General features: G+C 64.0%; 17 protein-coding genes. 7 read left to right on the forward strand and 10 right to left on the reverse strand.

The window, feature by feature from the left end:
• Positions 1–45: 45 nt before the first annotated feature.
• The 8 genes from ABIE20_RS21825 to cbiE form a co-directional block, all read right to left on the reverse strand.
• Complete coding sequence (locus tag ABIE20_RS21825; RefSeq protein ID WP_429507259.1) at positions 46–474, reverse strand: DUF2946 domain-containing protein; 429 nt, start codon at positions 472–474, stop codon at positions 46–48.
• A gap of 22 nt (positions 475–496) precedes the next feature.
• Positions 497–967 carry a copper chaperone PCu(A)C gene (locus ABIE20_RS21830; protein WP_429507260.1) on the reverse strand — a complete coding sequence of 157 codons (471 nt, stop codon included), beginning with the start codon at positions 965–967 and terminating at the stop codon, positions 497–499.
• Between the two features lie 47 nt (positions 968–1014).
• Complete coding sequence (locus ABIE20_RS21835; RefSeq protein ID WP_429507261.1) at positions 1015–1407, reverse strand: DUF2946 domain-containing protein; 393 nt, start codon at positions 1405–1407, stop codon at positions 1015–1017.
• 96 nt (positions 1408–1503) lie between these two features.
• Entirely contained in the window at positions 1504–2361 is an 858-nt protein-coding gene (locus ABIE20_RS21840; RefSeq protein ID WP_429507263.1) for an SPFH domain-containing protein, read from the reverse strand.
• Positions 2362–2384: 23 nt separating this feature from the next.
• Positions 2385–2822, reverse strand: a complete 438-nt coding sequence (locus tag ABIE20_RS21845) for an NfeD family protein (RefSeq protein ID WP_429507265.1) — start codon at positions 2820–2822, stop codon at positions 2385–2387.
• 136 nt (positions 2823–2958) lie between these two features.
• Positions 2959–3675, reverse strand: coding sequence for a cobalt-precorrin-6A reductase (locus ABIE20_RS21850; protein WP_429507266.1), 717 nt, complete (start codon positions 3673–3675; stop codon positions 2959–2961).
• Complete coding sequence (locus tag ABIE20_RS21855; protein ID WP_429507268.1) at positions 3672–4769, reverse strand: cobalt-precorrin-5B (C(1))-methyltransferase; 1098 nt, start codon at positions 4767–4769, stop codon at positions 3672–3674. The genes ABIE20_RS21850 and ABIE20_RS21855 overlap by 4 nt, the downstream gene beginning before the upstream one ends.
• The gene (gene cbiE, locus ABIE20_RS21860; protein ID WP_429507269.1) at positions 4762–5973 is read right to left on the reverse strand and encodes a precorrin-6y C5,15-methyltransferase (decarboxylating) subunit CbiE; all 1212 of its coding nucleotides are present in this window, start codon (positions 5971–5973) and stop codon (positions 4762–4764) included. Before cbiE ends, ABIE20_RS21855 begins: the two co-directional genes overlap by 8 nt.
• A gap of 116 nt (positions 5974–6089) precedes the next feature.
• Between cbiE and cobG the strand changes: the two genes are divergently transcribed.
• The 7 genes from cobG to ABIE20_RS21895 all read left to right on the forward strand — a co-directional run bounded on the left by cobG (position 6090) and on the right by ABIE20_RS21895 (position 12649).
• Complete coding sequence (gene cobG / locus ABIE20_RS21865) at positions 6090–7424, forward strand: precorrin-3B synthase (protein ID WP_429507271.1); 1335 nt, start codon at positions 6090–6092, stop codon at positions 7422–7424.
• On the forward strand, positions 7417–8043 hold the full coding sequence (locus tag ABIE20_RS21870; RefSeq protein ID WP_123565000.1) for a precorrin-8X methylmutase: 627 nt from the start codon (positions 7417–7419) through the stop codon (positions 8041–8043). Before cobG ends, ABIE20_RS21870 begins: the two co-directional genes overlap by 8 nt.
• Positions 8040–8774: a precorrin-2 C(20)-methyltransferase gene (locus tag ABIE20_RS21875; protein ID WP_374045236.1), complete on the forward strand. Its 735-nt coding sequence runs from the start codon at positions 8040–8042 to the stop codon at positions 8772–8774. Before ABIE20_RS21870 ends, ABIE20_RS21875 begins: the two co-directional genes overlap by 4 nt.
• Positions 8774–10474, forward strand: coding sequence for a precorrin-3B C(17)-methyltransferase (gene cobJ, locus ABIE20_RS21880; protein WP_429507273.1), 1701 nt, complete (start codon positions 8774–8776; stop codon positions 10472–10474). Before ABIE20_RS21875 ends, cobJ begins: the two co-directional genes overlap by 1 nt.
• 103 nt (positions 10475–10577) lie before the next feature.
• On the forward strand, positions 10578–11273 hold the full coding sequence (locus tag ABIE20_RS21885) for a hypothetical protein (RefSeq protein WP_429507275.1): 696 nt from the start codon (positions 10578–10580) through the stop codon (positions 11271–11273).
• A gap of 70 nt (positions 11274–11343) precedes the next feature.
• The gene (locus ABIE20_RS21890) at positions 11344–12030 is read left to right on the forward strand and encodes a hypothetical protein (protein WP_429507276.1); all 687 of its coding nucleotides are present in this window, start codon (positions 11344–11346) and stop codon (positions 12028–12030) included.
• 10 nt (positions 12031–12040) lie between these two features.
• On the forward strand, positions 12041–12649 hold the full coding sequence (locus tag ABIE20_RS21895) for a hypothetical protein (RefSeq protein ID WP_429507278.1): 609 nt from the start codon (positions 12041–12043) through the stop codon (positions 12647–12649).
• Here the strand turns inward: ABIE20_RS21895 and ABIE20_RS21900 are convergent.
• Positions 12646–13242, reverse strand: coding sequence for a MarC family protein (locus tag ABIE20_RS21900; RefSeq protein ID WP_010221679.1), 597 nt, complete (start codon positions 13240–13242; stop codon positions 12646–12648). The two genes, ABIE20_RS21895 and ABIE20_RS21900, sit on opposite strands and share 4 nt — an antisense overlap.
• Positions 13243–13287: 45 nt before the next feature.
• The gene (locus ABIE20_RS21905) at positions 13288–16059 is read right to left on the reverse strand and encodes a response regulator (RefSeq protein WP_429507279.1); all 2772 of its coding nucleotides are present in this window, start codon (positions 16057–16059) and stop codon (positions 13288–13290) included.
• Between the last annotated feature and the right edge of the window lie 124 nt (positions 16060–16183).

Here is a 16183-nt window from a genome sequence, read left to right on the forward strand (position 1 = left end):
GCGCAGTCGACGGCAGGTGCCGGACTTCGGGCGCAGGTAGTGGACTCAGACGACGATGGGGGCAGGCGGCGCGCGGCTGCGGGCGCCGGGGAATACCGTCTGCCGGGCGTGGCCCTGGCGCGGGTAGACGATCAGCCGGTTGCTGGCGGGGACGGCTTCGGTGTTGAGCAGGCTCAGGGCCTGGGGCAGTGCCGGGCAATGGAAGAACAGGCTGCAATAGCCGCACTTCTCCCAGATAACCTTCAGCGCCGGGCTGCTGCCGTGATGGCTGTCGGCATGGCAATCGGCGGCGCTGTCCATGGCCATGCTCATGTTCATGCCTGGCGGCATGGCACGGTGATCCATCGGCATCGACTGGGAAACCAGTGGGCCGATAAAGATCATCAACATGGCAAACAGGCTCAGCCAGCTGCCGCGAAGCGTCCTGGAACCAGGACGCGCGGGGCGGGTGAACCTGCTGCAGGCGCTAGTCACGCCGGGCAGCTTTGTTCAGCACTCAGTGGCTGTGAGCGGCTTCCTCGGGTGGATTTTTTTGCACCGCGACTTCGACAGTGATGTCACCGGCATGCTTGAAGTGCAGGGTCAGCGGGAAGCGCTTGCCGTCAGTCAGCAGGCTGCGGTCCTTGGGCTGCATCAGCATCACATGGTAAGCGCCGGGGGCGAATTTCAGCTCGCCGCCCGCAGGCACTTCGACGCTCATTACCTGCTGCATTTTCATCAGGCCATCTTTGTGCACATGCTCGTGCAACTGGGCGTCGTCGCTGATCGGGCTGTCGACGCTCATCAGGGTGTCGGCGGTCTTGCCGTTGTTGTGCACGATGAAATAGGCCGCGACGTTGGGCGCGTTCGGCGGCAGTTCCTGCGACCACGGGTGTGCGATCTGCAGCTCGCCGGCGGTGTATTCATGGGCAGTGGCAAAGGTTGCCGGCAGCATCAGTGCGGCCAGCAGCAGGGCGTTCTTGAACATGGTGATTCTCCAGTCGATTCAGGTTCGCAGCAGGTAGCGTAGTGAACTCAGACCAGAGGGGAGGCGCGGGGGTTGAGGGCCGGCCACTGTTGGCGTGGCGTGGGTTGATAGGCGGTGAGCAGCGGTTCGAGCCCGATCGACAGGGCCAGCGGTTTGCTCAGTTGCGGCGCATGCCCGGGGAGCGCCAGCAACGGCGCAGCGCCAGAGCAGCACCAGCAGTGCTGCATGTTCGAATGGTCATCGCCTTGCTGGCCGAGGTCGATCTTGCCCAGGGCCATGATTTCGGGATTGGCCTTGGCCCCGACACTCGAACAGAAGGCGCCCCACAGTAGTTGTTCGGCCGGCCCCTTGGGGGCTGCGGACGCCAACGGCATGGCCAGCAGATTGAACAGCACTGCGAAGCAGGCGATCCAGGCGATGGCGGGCCGATATGGGGACATGGAAAGATCCGGTCAGGAATCAGAGGTGGCTATTGTAGCGCCCAGTATAGGAAAAATTACCGGGGGTGCGGTGAAGTGCCGCACTCCCGGTTCGCATCAGGCCTGTTTGTTACGGCCCATCAGCCCGCGTACGGTTTCCTGCAGGTCGGCTGGCAGCACCACAACCTTGGCGTTGTCGCTGCTGGCAAGGCTTTCCATGGCGCCGATGTAGCGCTCGCCGAGCAGGTACATGGCCGGGGTGATCTCGGTACCGATCGCGTCCCTGACCAGGGTGATCGAACGCGCCGAAGCTTCGGCGAGGTTGATCTGTGCTTCAGCGTCGAGCTTGGCGGCTTGCTGGCGCGCTTCAGCTTCGAGGATGGCGGCCTGCTTGGCGCCTTCGGCGCGGGTGACGTCGGCTTTGCGCTCGCGCTCGGCGGCGGCCTGGCGCTCCATTGCCGCCTGCATGTTCTGCGACGGCTTGATGTCCTGGATCTCTACCGAGCGCACGGTCACGCCCCAGTCTTCGGTCTGCTCGGACATCGCTTCGCGCAGGCGCGCCTTGATCTGCTCGCGGCTCGACAGCGCTTCGTCGAGGTCCATGGCACCGACGATGGCGCGCAGCGAGGTCATGGTCAGGCTGGTGACTGCGAAGGAAAAGTCCTGCACGCCGTAGGCGGCTTTTTGCGGGTCGACGACCTTGGCGAAGCACAGGGCATTGGCGACGATCACCGCGTTGTCACGGGTGATGATTTCCTGCTGCTGCACGTCGAGGATGATGTCCTTGGTCGGCAGGCGGTAGGCGACCACGTCCATGTACGGGATCAGCAGGTTCAGGCCCGGCTTGAGGGTGCTGTGGTAGCGGCCCAGGCGCTCGACGATCCACTCCTCGCCCTGGGGCACGATGCGCACGCCCTTGAACAAGGTGATGAGGGCGAATGCGGCGATGGTGCCGACGACGATAAGGCTGGTCATGAGTCAATGCTTCCTTTTACTGATCAGGCCCGGGCAACCCGGGCGGTATTGCCTTCGATGGCAGTGAGGCGCACGCGCTCGCCGGCCGGGATCTCGGCATCGGCGACGCACACCCATTCTTCATTGCCGAGGATGGGCTTTTGAAAGCGCACGCGGCCCTTGTGGAACTCCGAGACTGTGGCGGTGAGCAGGCCGACTTCGCCGATCACGCTATCGGCAGTCCAGCGGGTGTCCGGCTGCTTCCTGCGAAACACCTTGAACCACAGCAGCGTGGTGATCGACGAGAACACCACCCACAGCAGCACCTGCATGTCGAGTTGCAGACTTGGCGCCAAAAAGGCAATGAGCGAAACCAGCACGGCACCGATGCCGAACCAGAGGATGAAGAAGGTTGGCAGGACCAGTTCGAGCACTACGAGGCCGAAACCGAATACCAGCCAGATCCACCATTGCATTTCCATATGGGTGAGGTCTTCCGGGGGGAGGAGGGGCGTAGTGTAAGGCAGTGGGGTAAAGTTGGGGCAAATCAAGCCAGTAAGAAACTTCCTAAAAGCTTTTTTGTATGGCTATGACCCTCAGGTCTTGATGCAAGCAAATTTATCTAGGCAGTTCAGCCAGCATCTCTGAAGGGCTGAAGAACTCCCTGTCAACTTCTGGCAGCACTGGTCGCTTGAGGATCAACACCGGCACTCGCCGTTGCCTGGCGATTTCAAGTTTGGGCTCGGTCGCCCCGCTGCCGCTGTTCTTGCTGATCAGCACATCGATCTGCCGGCGCTCGAACAGCGCGCGTTCGTCGTCCAGGTGAAACGGCCCGCGTGCGCCGATCACTTCGCAGCGCTCATTGCCCGGGCAGGCTTCAAGGGCGCGCAAGGTCCAGAACTGATGGGCGGGAATCTCGTGCAGATGCTGCAGCGGCTCACGGCCGAGGGTGAACAGCGGGCGCTGGAACGGGCGCAAGGCGTCGATCAGTTCGGTCCAGTCGCTCACCTCGCGCCAGTCATCGCCGGCCTGGGCTTGCCAGGCCGGGCGGCGCAACGCCCAGCACGGCACGCCGGTGAGCTGCGCAGCGTGGGCGGCGTTGGCGCTGATGCGGGCGGCATAGGGGTGGGTGGCGTCGATCAGCAGGTCGATGCGTTCTGCGCGCAGGTAAGCGGCCAGGCCCTCGGCGCCGCCAAACCCGCCGACCCGTACCTGACAGGTCAGGTCAGTAGGCACCCGGCCAATCCCGGCCAGGCTGTAGACGTGCTGCGGGCCCAGGGTGCGGGCGATGGCCAGCGCCTCGGTGACGCCGCCGAGCAACAGGATGCGCTTCATGCAAAGCCCCCTGCATGGCCAACGATGCCGCCTTGGCGATCGATGGCGAACACCTCCACCTGTACCTGCGCCGGCACCACGCTGCGGGCAAAGGCCAGGGCGTGGGCGCAGACCGCATCACCCAGGGCAATGCCGGCGGCGCTGGCCAGGGCCAGGGCCTGCTGGCTGGTGTTGGCCTGGCGAATCGAGTCTTGCAAGGCGTCATCGGCACCAATGGCCGCGGCCCATTCGGCCAATTGCGGCAGGTCGATGCTCGAATGACGGCTGTGCAGGTCCATGTGTCCGGCGGCCAGCTTGCTGATCTTGCCGAAGCCGCCGCACAGGCTGAGTTTATCCACAGGCACCTTGCGCAGGTGCTTGAGCACCGCGCCGACAAAATCGCCCATTTCGATCAAGGCGATTTCCGGCAGGTTGTAGACCCGGCGCATGGTGTCTTCGCTGGCGTTGCCGGTGCAGGCGGCGATGTGCGGGTAGCCGTTGGTACTGGCCACGTCGATGCCCTGGTGGATCGAGGCGATGTAGGCCGAGCAGGAGAACGGCCGGACAATGCCGCTGGTGCCGAGGATCGACAGGCCGCCAAGAATGCCCAGGCGCGGGTTCATGGTCTTCAGCGCCAGGCTCTCACCGTCCTGCACGTTTACCGTGACCTCGAAGCCGCCGCTGTAGGCGAATTCGGCCGCCAGGCGCAGCAGGTGCTCGGTCATCATCTTGCGGGGTACCGGATTGATCGCAGGCTCACCCACGCCGAGCACCAGGCCCGGGCGGGTCACTGTGCCGACGCCGTGGCCGGCGATAAAGCGCACGCCGGGTTCGGCCTGCAGGCGCACGCGGCTGTAGAGCAGGGCGCCGTGGGTCACATCCGGGTCGTCACCGGCATCCTTGAGGGTACCGGCTTCGGCGCCGTCCTCCAGCAAGCGGCAGAACTCCAGGCGCATTTGCACCACCATGCCCTTGGGCAAGGTGATTTCCACCGCATCGTTGCTCTGGCCGCCCAGCAGCAGGCGCGCCGCCGCCAGGCTAGTGGCGGTGGCGCAGCTACCGGTAGTCAGGCCGCTGCGCAGCGGTGCGGGTTGTTCGCGGGTTTCGTCACGCATCGGCAGGCTTGAGCGCCTCTAGCAGGGTAATCGGCAGGGCCTGGCGCCAGGTGTCGAACTCGCCCAGGGGCTGGGCCTGGGCGATGTGGATGCGGGTCAGTTCGCCGCCATGCTGCTCGCGCCAGCTGACCAGCGCCAGCTCGCTTTGCAGAGTCACGGCGTTGGCTACCAGGCGGCCGCCCGGGCGCAATTGCTGCCAGCAGTGTTGCAGCACGCCTTCGCGGGTCACGCCGCCACCGATGAAGATCGCATCCGGGCGTTCCAGGCCTTCCAGGGCCATCGGTGCACGGCCACGAATCAACTGCAGGCCAGGCACGCCGAGGGCATCGCGGTTGTGTTCGATCAACTGCTGGCGGCCTTCATCGGACTCAATGGCCAGCGCCCGGCAACTGGGGTGCGCGCGCATCCACTCGATGCCGATCGAGCCGCTGCCGGCGCCGACATCCCAGAGCAGTTCGCCCGGCTGCGGCGCCAGGCGCGCCAGGGTGATGGCGCGCACATCGCGCTTGGTCAGTTGGCCGTCGTGCCTGAAGGCGCTGTCGGGCAGCCCGGCAAGCGGCGACAGGCGCGGTGCATCGGGCGCGGCCAGGCATTCGATGGCGACCAGGTTCAGGTCGGCAACTTGCGGGTGCGGCCAGAGCGCGGCGGTGCCCTCGAGGCGACGCTCGGCGCTGCCGCCCAGATGCTCGAAGACCTGCAGGCGGCTCGGCGCGAAACCGCGTTCGCGCAGCAGGGCGGCGATCGCGGCCGGGCTGCTGCCATCGTTGCTCAGCACCAGCAGGCGCACGCCGCTGTACAGGTGGGCGTTGAGTGCAGCGATCGGCCGCGCCACCACCGACAGCGTCAGCACTTCCTGCAGTGGCCAACCCAGGCGGGCGGCGGCCAGGGCGCAAGAGGAGGGCATCGGCAACACGTTCATTTCGCTGACATCGAGCTGGCGCGCAAGGCTTGCGCCTACGCCATAGAACATCGGGTCGCCGCTGGCCAGCACGCACACCGGCTCGCCGCGCAGGGCCAGAACCGGCGCCAGGGAAAACGGGCTGGGCCACAGCAGGCGTTCGCCGCTGATGCAGTGCGGCAACAGATCCAGCTGGCGCTGGCCGCCAAACACCCGTGAAGCGCCCAGCAGCGCGCGCCGGGCTTGCTTGCCCAGGCCACTGAAGCCGTCTTCACCGATACCTACTATTGTCAGCCAGGGCGACATGGATTTCCTCAATTCAACGCAATCCGACCGGCAGGCTTTTCATGCCCTCGGACAAAGCAGGCATAATACCGCGCCTTCTACACTGACGTGCCTTTTCACGATTGCCGGGTGACCTTTTGAACCAGCCTGTATCGGCCCACCAGCCCCAAGCTTCGTTGCGTCCCTCGGCCTGCCCGGGGTTATGGCGCATCGTCCAGGCGCTGGACGGCGGCATCTGCCGGATCAAGCTGGCCGGCGGGGCGCTGACGGCAGACCAGGCCGATGCCGTTGCGGCGGCGGCCGAGCGCTATGCAGGCGGTGAAATTGAAGTCACCAACCGCGGCAACCTGCAGATTCGCGGCATCGGCTGCGACCACGGTGGCCTGATCGAGCTGCTGCTGGCTGCCGGCCTCGGGCCACGCCAGGCCGCCGGCGACGATGTGCGCAACCTGATGCTCAGCCCCACCGCGGGCATCGATCCGCAGATGCTGTTCGACACCCGGCCACTGGCGCAACAGGTGCTGCAGTCGCTGGAAACCACCCCGCGTTTTCATCAGCTCTCGGCCAAGTTCGCCGTGCAGCTGGATGGCGGCGAGGCCCTGGCGATGCTCGCGCACCCCCATGACCTGTGGCTCAGCCCGCTGAAGCTGGACGACGAACTGTGGCTGGCATTCGGCCTGGCGGGCTGCCCGGCCCAGGATGCGCCGCTGGGCGCCGTGCCCCTGACGCGCGGGCACGGACTGGTACTGGCGGTGCTCGAGCGGTTTCTCGATCTGGCCCGGCCTGAGCAGACGCGGATGCGCCAGTTGCTGAGGGAACATACGCCCGAGGTGTTTATCGCCGGGTTGGCTTTGCCGGTGCGGGCTGACGCGGCGGTTTGCCAGTGGCGTCGCCCGTTGGCAACGGCGGGCTATCTAGGGATTTATCCACAGCTGCAACACGGCCTGAGCGCCGTCGGTTCGGCAGCACCCCTGGGGCGTCTGAACCCTACGATGCTGCGCGGTGCGGCCCGGCTGGCACGGGAGCAAGGCGACGGCACCTTGCGCATGACCCCTTGGCAGGGCGTGCTGCTGCCCAACATTGGCCAGCATCATGCCGGGCAGGTGGTCGACGGCCTGGCCCGAATGGGGCTGCTGGTCTCGGGTCATGATCGACTGACGCGCCTAGTCGCCTGCACCGGTTCCGCCGGCTGCGCCAAAGGCCAGGCCGAAACCAAGGGCGATGCGCGCCTGCTGGCCACACTGCTGGGCCCCGGAGCACCTGCCAGCGTGCACTTGAGCGGCTGCCCGCGCTCGTGCGCGATGGCCCACGTGGCGCCCGCCACTTTGCTGGCGCAAAGCCCCGGCCACTACGACTTGTACCTGCGTGACGCAACCGAGCCTGGCTTCGGCCGCCTGCGCGCACGCAACCTCACACTAAAAGAAGCCGGCGCACTGCTAGACGCCTGCTCACGGAGCACCCTTGATGATTGATTACATCCGCGATGGTCAGGAGATCTATCGCAATTCCTTCGCGATCATTCGAGAGGAAGCCCGGCTCGATCGCATCCCGGCCGATCTGGAAAAGCTCGCGGTCCGCGTGATTCATGCCTGCGGCATGGTCGATGCGATCGATGGCCTGCAGTTCTCCCCAGGTGCCGGCAAGGCCGGGCGCGATGCCCTGGCCGCTGGGGCGCCGATCCTTTGCGATGCGCGGATGGTCTCCGAGGGTATTACCCGTGCACGCCTGCCGGCCAACAACCCGGTGATCTGCACCTTGCGCGACGAGCAGGTGCCGGAACTTGCCCGCGAGTTGGGCAACACCCGTTCGGCGGTGGCCCTGGAGCTGTGGCGGCCGCATCTGGAAGGCAGTGTGGTGGTGATCGGCAACGCACCGACCGCGCTGTTCTACCTGCTGGAAATGCTCGACGCCGGCGCGCCCAAGCCCGCGCTGATCCTTGGTTTTCCGGTGGGCTTTGTCGGCGCCGCCGAGTCCAAGGCGATGCTCGCTGCCGACAGCCGAGGCGTGCCGTTCGTGATCATGCAGGGGCGCCTGGGCGGCAGCGCCATGGCCGCCGCGGCGGTCAATGCGCTGGCCACGGAGGTCGAATGATGCAGGCTCGTGGACGTTTGCTGGGCCTGGGCGTCGGCCCCGGCGACCCGGAACTGATCACCGTCAAGGCGCTGCGTCTGCTGCGCGAATCGCCGGTGGTGGCCTACTTTGTCGCCAAGGGCAAGCGCGGCAACGCCTTCGGCATCATCGAAAGTCATCTGCAAGAAGCCCAGACCTTGCTGCCGCTGGTGTACCCGGTGACCACCGAAGTGCTACCGGCGCCGTTGTCCTATGAACAGGTCATCAGCGACTTTTATGATGCCGCCAGCCTCGAAGTTGCCGCGCACCTGGATGCCGGCCGCGATGTTGCGGTGATCTGCGAAGGCGATCCGTTCTTCTACGGCTCCTACATGTACCTGCATGACCGTCTCGCCGAACGCTACGAAGCCCAGGTGATCCCGGGGGTCTGCTCGATGCTCGGCGGCGCCTCGGTGCTCGGTGCGCCGCTGGTGTATCGCAACCAGAGCCTGTCGGTGCTCTCCGGCGTGCTGCCCCATGATGAACTCAAGCGCCGCCTGGCCGATGCTGATGCCGCGGTGATCATGAAACTCGGGCGCAATTTCCCCAAGGTTCGCGATGTGCTGGCTGAGCTCGGCCTGGCCGAACGGGCCCTGTATGTGGAGCGGGCGACCATGGCCAACCAGAAGATCGTCGCCCTGGACGAGGTCGATCCGCAGTCCTCGCCATACTTCTCGCTGATCATCGTGCCCGGTGAAAGGTGGCAAGGTTGATGACCCGTAAAGCCCCGGCCATCGTCATCCTTGGCAAAGGCAGCCTGGCCACTGCCCGCAAGATCCAGCAGCTGTACCCGGACGCGCTGATCCATGGCCTTGAAGGCCGGGTCGAAGGCGCCGACCACAGTTACCAGGAGTTCGGCGCCACCGTGCGCCAGCTCTATCAGCAAGACACGCCGATCATCGCCCTGTGCGCTGCCGGCATCGTCATCCGCACCCTGGCCGGCCTGTTGCTGGAGAAGGGCGCCGAGCCGCCAGTACTGGCGGTGGCCGAGGATGGCAGTGCCGTGGTGCCGCTGCTCGGCGGGCTTGGCGGGGTCAATCTCATGGCCCGGGAAATCGGTGCCGGCCTGGGTGTGGCGGCGGCGATCACCACCAGTGGCGAGCTGCGTTTCGGCACCTGCCTGCTCAACCCGCCCAGCGGTTATGCCCTGGCCGACCTTGAGCTGGGCAAGCGTTTCGTTTCCGACCTGCTGGCCGGTGAAAGCGTGCGCATTGACGGCGTCGCGCCCTGGCTTGAACAGGCGCAGCTGCCGCAAAGCGAGCAGGCGCAACTGGCGATTCATGTCGGTTGTGATGCCCGTGCAGCCTCGGCCAATGAGCTGGTGATCTATCCGCGCTGTGTGCTGGTGGCAGTCAGCGAGGTGCTGCCGGAGCTGGCCCAGGCCATTCGCACGGCCCTGCAGGCAGCACGGATTGCCGAACCGGCGCTGGCTTGTCTGCTGGCAGCAGAGCAGCACATGGCCAACCCAGACCTGCACGCGGCTGCAGCCGAGCTGGGCGTGGCCCTGCGCTTTGCCCCGGGTGCCGGCGATGCCAGTGCTCTGGCCGCTCAGGCAATGCCGCAATTGCTGCCACCGCAGCCGGTCAACGACGGCCTGGCCCTCGTGGTCTCGAACCAGCCGATCGATCCGCAGCAGATCGGCCGCGCCCGCGGGCGCCTGGCGGTGATCGGCCTCGGGCCTGGCGCTGCCGACCTGATGGTGCCGGCGGTCAAGGCGGAGCTGGCGCGGGCCAACGATGTGCTCGGCTATGAAACCTATGTGCGCATGGCCGGGCCTTTCCGGCCGGATCAGGTACTGCACTGCACCGACAACCGCGAAGAGATGCAGCGTGCCCGGCATGCCTTCGAGCTGGCGGCGCAAGGGCGTTCGGTAGTGGTGGTGTCTTCCGGCGACCCTGGTGTGTTCGCCATGGCTGCGGCGGTGCTCGAAGCATTGCACGAGTCGAGCAATCCACACTGGCACGCAGTGGAGCTGGAAATGCTGCCCGGCGTTTCCGCTTCCCTGGCGACTGCGGCGCAGGCCGGCGCTCCTTTGGGCCATGACTTCTGCGTGCTGTCACTGTCGGACAACCTCAAGCCCTGGTCGATCATCGAGAAGCGCCTGGACCTCGCCTGTCAGGCCGACCTGGCGCTGGCTTTCTACAACCCGATCTCGCGCTCGCGCCCGTGGCAGCTCGGGCGCGCCCTGGAAATCGTCCGCCAGCATCGCACCGCCCTGACCCCTGTAGTCCTTGGCCGCGACATCGGTAGGCCGGGGCAGACGCTGAGGGTGGTCAGTCTCGGTGAGCTGCAAGCGGACATGGTCGATATGCGCACCATGGTGCTGGTCGGATCCTCGACGACCTGCGGCTTTGCCCGGCCAGACGGCGGCCAATGGGTGTACACCCCGCGCTGGTATCCGGCGCAGGGTTGATGCTGGCGTGGAAGGCTTTCGGCCCTGACCGAGGGCTGTGTCTCGAATAGTGTGAAGTGCCCCGCCGATATCGGGCGGGGCTTCATATAAAGGATTATTCGAGATGAACGACGTCGCTAAAACAGAAGAACCCTCCAAAGATATCGCTATCGCTATGCCAGGCGCGCTGTTGGTCGTGGCCGGCAAGGTCGAAGTGCAAGCGCGTGATGATGTACTTAACTCCTTCCAGTTTTCTTTCGAAGTTGCCAAGAAACTCTTCGACCCTAATACCCAGAGTGAAGAGTGGTTCAATAAATTTCTCAGCGTTATGCAGGACTGTGGCTGGGTCGTAGTTCGTCAGACGTACCAAAAAACAGAGTCGGGGTCCCAGTCGCTCAAGGTCGGGGCTATTGCCACCAAAGCCGTTAGCGGAATTGGCGGCGCTGTTCTGGGTGGACCGGCGGGTACTGCCCTGCGCAAGCTGGCTGACGGGGCGCTGAAAAAGCTTGGCCTTAATAAAGAGGCTCAACAAATGGTCAAGCGCAACACTGGCAATGGCAAAACCGGCTCAGTTGGCCTTGCCGCTGGCGAAATGACCGAAAAAGGCGACGTCGTGCTGGTGACAAGTGCAGTGCAGACGACCAAGTCAAATAAAGACGCCGACTGGACCTTGTTCGAATGGACAGGCAGCTCATCGGAAACCTACGAGGCAGCGGCGGCGTTGATGTTGAACCGCACGCTGTATAACAGCGTTCGCGATGCCATCATCGCCAAGCTGCAAAACCACAAGCAGAACCGTGTCCTCATCCACGATATCTGATTGGCCGGTCAGGATGGCTGGAGGCGTTGGCCATCCTGACATTCAAGCTTCTACTGGACCAGGAGGGATCATGGAAGACTATTGTGTATGGGTGAATGGTGGCTCGTTGTTGCTTATCGCCCCCGACGTACTGCCGGATCAACGCCAGGCGGTACTCGACTCTGTGTTGTATGCGCAGCTAGTGGCGAACAAGTTCGCCGGCTCGCGTTTTTCGAATTACCAGAAGTGGTACGAAGGCTATCGCAACACCCTGACTGAACGCGACTGGATCTTCACCAAGTTCCATCATGAGAGCAAATCCGCATCGGATTGCTCGCTACTTTCTGCGATCCAGCCTCTGCAACTCTGGCTGGAAACCCGATACACCGGTGCAAGTGCGATCATCGATCAAGGGATTGCGACGTTGACGCGGGATGTAGACGGCTTGGCGTGTTTTGACGGGTTTACTTTCGAGGTACGTGATACGGGCGCAGTTCTGACCATGGAGATCGGGCTGGTACACCCCGGTCCTGTAATCGACCTGTGCAGTATCTCCATTACCCACGCACAGGTGCCAGAAGTGGCCGGAATCGAGCAGTCGTTGGCCGGCGAAGTGTTGTACAACGAGGTTGTGATTAACGGTGGGGCGGCTGTGCTGTACGGCGAGACGTTCGAAGGTTCGCGCGCCGATCTGCGCAGTTTGATGGCGCGCAAGCAACAGGAACACAACTATGTGATGGCGCTCGACAGTCAACCTGAAGGTGATAATCATGAGTAAGCTAACGGGCGTGGTCGCCGATTCGAGCATCCTGTCTTTTCATCCCGAGGTCAGCGCAGCGCAGCGCGATTCGGTGCTACTGGCCATATCGGCAGCCGAGATGGTTACCCGCGATGCCTACGAGCAGGGCCTGATCGACGACTGGTTCAATTACTACCGGCGGCAATTGATGTTCTATGGTTACGACCCGCTTCAGGCAAGCGAAGTGCACTGGCCTGGCGGTGAACGACCGAACATCGTCGACAAGGCTCTACGCAGCATTGCAGCGGCCAGCGGCGGTAGTGAACTGGCACTATCGATGGGGAGTACCCTGGAGGCCCTCAGGGGCGCACGCGACGCGCTGGCGCATTTTGAGCAGCGGGTGCAAAAAACGGGGGTTTTTCAATTGCTACCCTGTGCTCCAGGCAAGGCCGGGCAGGTAGACATGGTGCTGTATCACGAATCGATGGCGCTTTCGCAGACGCGTGCCGGCTTTCTGTTTCGCGACCGCCAGACGCGGCAGGTCAAGGCCGAGCTGGTGCGCTTCAACGTCGCGCTGTTCGATCAGGAGCTGCGCGCCAAGGTAAAAAAAATGCATCAGGCCGGTCGTATGCGCAACCTGGGCACTTATATGATCTAGGGCACCAGGTAACCCTTGATCCCGGTAAAGATGATCTGCGCCGCCAGGGCGCAGACAAACAACCCCATCAAACGGCTGACAATCTGCAGGCCCTGGTCGCCGAGAATCCGCTCGATACGGTTCGACAGGTACAACACCAGGCCAACGGTGAAACTGGCCAGGGCGATACTGACGATGGCCAGCAGTTTGTCATCCCAGTGCGGCTGGCCAACCCCCATCACCAGCAGCGCACCGATGGTGCCGGGGCCGACGGTTAGCGGTATGGTCAACGGTACGATGGTCACGTCCTGCTGCACATTGTCGGTTTGCACCGCCGATTTTCCCTGGGCCATGCCCAGCGCCGAAATGAACAACACGCTGCCGGCGCCGATGCGAAACGCATCCACCGTGATGCCGAATATGCCGAAGATCACCCGGCCGAACAGGTACAGCAGCACGCTGGCGATCAGCACGGCAATTGCCACACGCCAGGCCAGTTGCTTGCGTTCCTTGCTGGAGTAGCCGCGGGTCAGGCTGATAAAGCACGAGAGCACGAAGAACGGGCTGTAGAGCACGAGCATTTTCAGGTAGACGCTGAACAACTCATGGAGCATGGTCGAGGCCCGTGGCAAGGGTGATGTGGAGCAAGTGTATGCGAATTACGGGGTTGGAATCTGACTTGATTCGGCTTCGCGACGCGCCACCCAGTGCTCGATCAATTCACGCAACTGCGACAGCTCCACCGGCTTGGACATGTGCCCGTCCATGCCGGCCAGGCGCGCACGCTCCTTGTGCTCGGCGAGGATGTGCGCGGTCAGGGCGACAACCGGCGTACGCCGGCGCTGGTTGCTGACTTCCCAGATGCGCAGTTGCTGGGTGGCCGAGAAGCCATCGAGCACTGGCATTTCGCAGTCCATCAACACCAGGTCGTAATGGTTGGCCTTCATCGCCTGCAAGGCTTCTTCGCCGTTGCTGGCGGTGTCCGGTTCCAGGCTCAGCTTGCCGAGCATGCCGCGAATTACCTTGGTCGAGATGTTGTTGTCTTCGGCCACCAGGATGCGGAAATCGCTGGGCAGGTTCAGTGGCGCCGACAGCCCGGCCTGCACCGGGATGTTCGGCTGACCCTTGCTGCGCTGGGACAGCTCTTCGGCCAGGGTAGTCTTGAGGGTATAGCCGGCCACCGGTTTGGCCAGGATGCGTTTGACCCCGGCATTGCGGGCGATGACCTTGCTTGGCGCGTTGCTGATACCGGTGAGCATCACCAGCAGGATGTCGTGGTTCAGGCTCGGATCTTCCTTGATCTTCGCCGCCAGTTGCATGCCGGTCATGCCAGGCATGTTCTGGTCGAGCAATACCGCGTCGAAGTAGTCGCGCAGGTGCGCCTTGGTACGCAGCAAGGCCAGGGCCTCCTTGCCCGACGGCACGGCACTGACGTTCATGCCCCAGGCGCTGCATTGCTGGACCAGAACCTTGCGGCAGGTGTCGTTGTCGTCCACCACCAGCACCCGGGCACCGCGCAGCGGGCCGTCGAGATCGGTGGGCGGCTGTTCGAGACGGTGGGGGTCGAGCGGCAAGGTCATCCACAAGGTATTGCCCATGGTGTGGCTGGTCTTGATGCCGAACTCGCCCTGCATCAGGGTGATCAGTTGCTTGGCGATCACCAGCCCCAGGTGGCCGCCGAGCTTGTTGCTGGAAAGGAAATGCTTGCTGTGCAGCTCTGCCTGCAGCAGCGCTTCGCGTTCGCCTGGCGGGATCGGTTCGCCGCTGTCCTGCACGGCAATGCGCAGGCGCGGGCTGTCGCCGCGTTGATCGAGGGCGATCACCAGCAGGATCTCGCCCTGATCGGTTTTTTTCAGGGCGTTTTCCAGCAGGCTCAGCAGGGCCTGGCGCAGGCGCGTCGGGTCGCCACTGATGACTCGCGGCACCTGTGGCTGGGTGAAGCTGATCAGCTCGATGTTCTGCTGCTCGGCCTTGGCCCGGAAAATACTCAGGCAATCTTCGATCAGTGCATTGAGGTCGAACTGCACGTCATCCAGTTCGATCTGCCCGGACTCGAGCTTGGAAATGTCGAGAATCTCGTTGATCAGGGTCAGCAACTCGTTGCCGGCGCTGTGGATGGTCTGCACGTAGTCGCGTTGCTTGACTGACAGCGGGGTGCCGAGCAGCAGCTCGGTCATCCCCAGTACGCCGTTCATGGGCGTGCGGATCTCGTGGCTGATCTTGGCCAGGAACTCGGCCTTGGCGTTGATCTCGGCGTTGCTGGCGGCCAGTTCACGGCTGGCGCTGAAGCGCTCTTCGCTGATGCGCCGCAAGCGCTCGCTGACCGCCAGGTTGAGCAGCAGGCCGCTGACGCTGGTCAGCCCGAGGAGAATGAACAGCAGCCATTGAGTCGGCGTGCGGGTCAGGCCGAGCAGGGCCGGCAACACTACCAGGCAGCCGATATTGAACGCCAGCATGGCCAAGGCGAACAGCCGCGCCGGAGCGTAGCCCTTGTACCAGTGGTAGCTGGCAACCAGCAGCATGGTCAGGCTACCCAGGGCCATCAATGCATAAGTCATCAGGTTCAAGGGTAGGGTGTCAACGAACAACAGCAGCAGGCCGCAGAGTGCGATCACCAGCATCTCGCCCTGCAGCAGGCGGCTCAACCGCGGTTGTTCGCAAGGCGTGAAGAAGCGCAGGGTAAAGGTCAGGCCGGCCAGCGACGCCAGCAGGGCAGTAAGGTAGGCCGCCGGTGTTTGTGCCGAGTGCCAGAGGCTCCACCAGGGGCCGCTCAGGTTGAGCAGAATCAGTGCGCTGAGCAGCATCAGCGCGTGGTAGACCGCCAAGGCCAGGCTGGTACTTGAGCGTGAGTAAGCGAAGCGGATCAGGTTGTGCAGCATCAGCATCAGCAGGCAGCCGAACAACAGGCCGAAGAACAGTGGCTGGCGCTGGTCGGCAGCGGCCTGGGCGGCAGGCTCCAGGCTGATGGCCGGGCGCAACTGGTGCTCTGACACCAGGCGCAGGTAGACGTCCAGCGGTTGCGCGCTGTTGGGCAGGGCCAGGACATGGTCGCTGCTGCGCAGGTAAGGATCGCCATTGTCGCTCTGGCGACCGTTGTGGATCTGCTTGATCAGCCGGTCGCCTTGCAGGGCGTAGAGGTCCAGGCGCGACAGGTCGGGGGCGAAGACCCGCAGCAGTTTTTCCTGCTGTCCGGGTTCCAGACGGTAGTGCAGCCACAACGCCTGGTCGGGCGTGGCGGCATTGAGTTCGTTGAGTTCGAGGGGGCTGAACTGGTTGCGGTAGCGTTCAGAACGTACATCGCTCAATTGCAGGCTGGCCTGATCGTCAAGCAATACCGCCCAGCCACTGCCCTGTTCGGCCACGGCCGGGAACAGGCAGAGCAGGGTCAGCAAGCTGACAGTGAGACCAATGGCAATCCTGAGCCAACGCACGACGAAATCCCTTCTTAGCCAAATGCCGGATGGTAACTATGCGCGGCGCGCCAAGCCGAAGGCAAGGCCCATGGCGGGCCCTGTCGACGAGCCGGGGGCAGGGCGGCTGTTGCGCCGCTGCCAC

The organism is Pseudomonas sp. 2835, from assembly GCF_050435905.1.
Taxonomy (GTDB): Bacteria; Pseudomonadota; Gammaproteobacteria; order Pseudomonadales; family Pseudomonadaceae; genus Aquipseudomonas.

Excerpts from the sequence above, each read along its gene's own strand:
- ABIE20_RS21855 (WP_429507268.1), bottom strand. The coding sequence starts at position 4,769 with ATGCGTGACGAAACCCGCGAACAACCCGCACCGCTGCGCAGCGGCCTG.
- ABIE20_RS21840 (WP_429507263.1), bottom strand. The coding sequence starts at position 2,361 with ATGACCAGCCTTATCGTCGTCGGCACCATCGCCGCATTCGCCCTCATC.
- ABIE20_RS21890 (WP_429507276.1), top strand. The coding sequence starts at position 11,344 with ATGGAAGACTATTGTGTATGGGTGAATGGTGGCTCGTTGTTGCTTATC.
- ABIE20_RS21835 (WP_429507261.1), bottom strand. The coding sequence starts at position 1,407 with ATGTCCCCATATCGGCCCGCCATCGCCTGGATCGCCTGCTTCGCAGTG.
- cobJ (WP_429507273.1), top strand. The coding sequence starts at position 8,774 with ATGACCCGTAAAGCCCCGGCCATCGTCATCCTTGGCAAAGGCAGCCTG.
- ABIE20_RS21885 (WP_429507275.1), top strand. The coding sequence starts at position 10,578 with ATGAACGACGTCGCTAAAACAGAAGAACCCTCCAAAGATATCGCTATC.
- ABIE20_RS21870 (WP_123565000.1), top strand. The coding sequence starts at position 7,417 with ATGATTGATTACATCCGCGATGGTCAGGAGATCTATCGCAATTCCTTC.
- ABIE20_RS21875 (WP_374045236.1), top strand. The coding sequence starts at position 8,040 with ATGATGCAGGCTCGTGGACGTTTGCTGGGCCTGGGCGTCGGCCCCGGC.
- ABIE20_RS21845 (WP_429507265.1), bottom strand. The coding sequence starts at position 2,822 with ATGGAAATGCAATGGTGGATCTGGCTGGTATTCGGTTTCGGCCTCGTA.
- ABIE20_RS21830 (WP_429507260.1), bottom strand. The coding sequence starts at position 967 with ATGTTCAAGAACGCCCTGCTGCTGGCCGCACTGATGCTGCCGGCAACC.
- ABIE20_RS21900 (WP_010221679.1), bottom strand. The coding sequence starts at position 13,242 with ATGCTCCATGAGTTGTTCAGCGTCTACCTGAAAATGCTCGTGCTCTAC.
- cbiE (WP_429507269.1), bottom strand. The coding sequence starts at position 5,973 with ATGTCGCCCTGGCTGACAATAGTAGGTATCGGTGAAGACGGCTTCAGT.
- ABIE20_RS21850 (WP_429507266.1), bottom strand. The coding sequence starts at position 3,675 with ATGAAGCGCATCCTGTTGCTCGGCGGCGTCACCGAGGCGCTGGCCATC.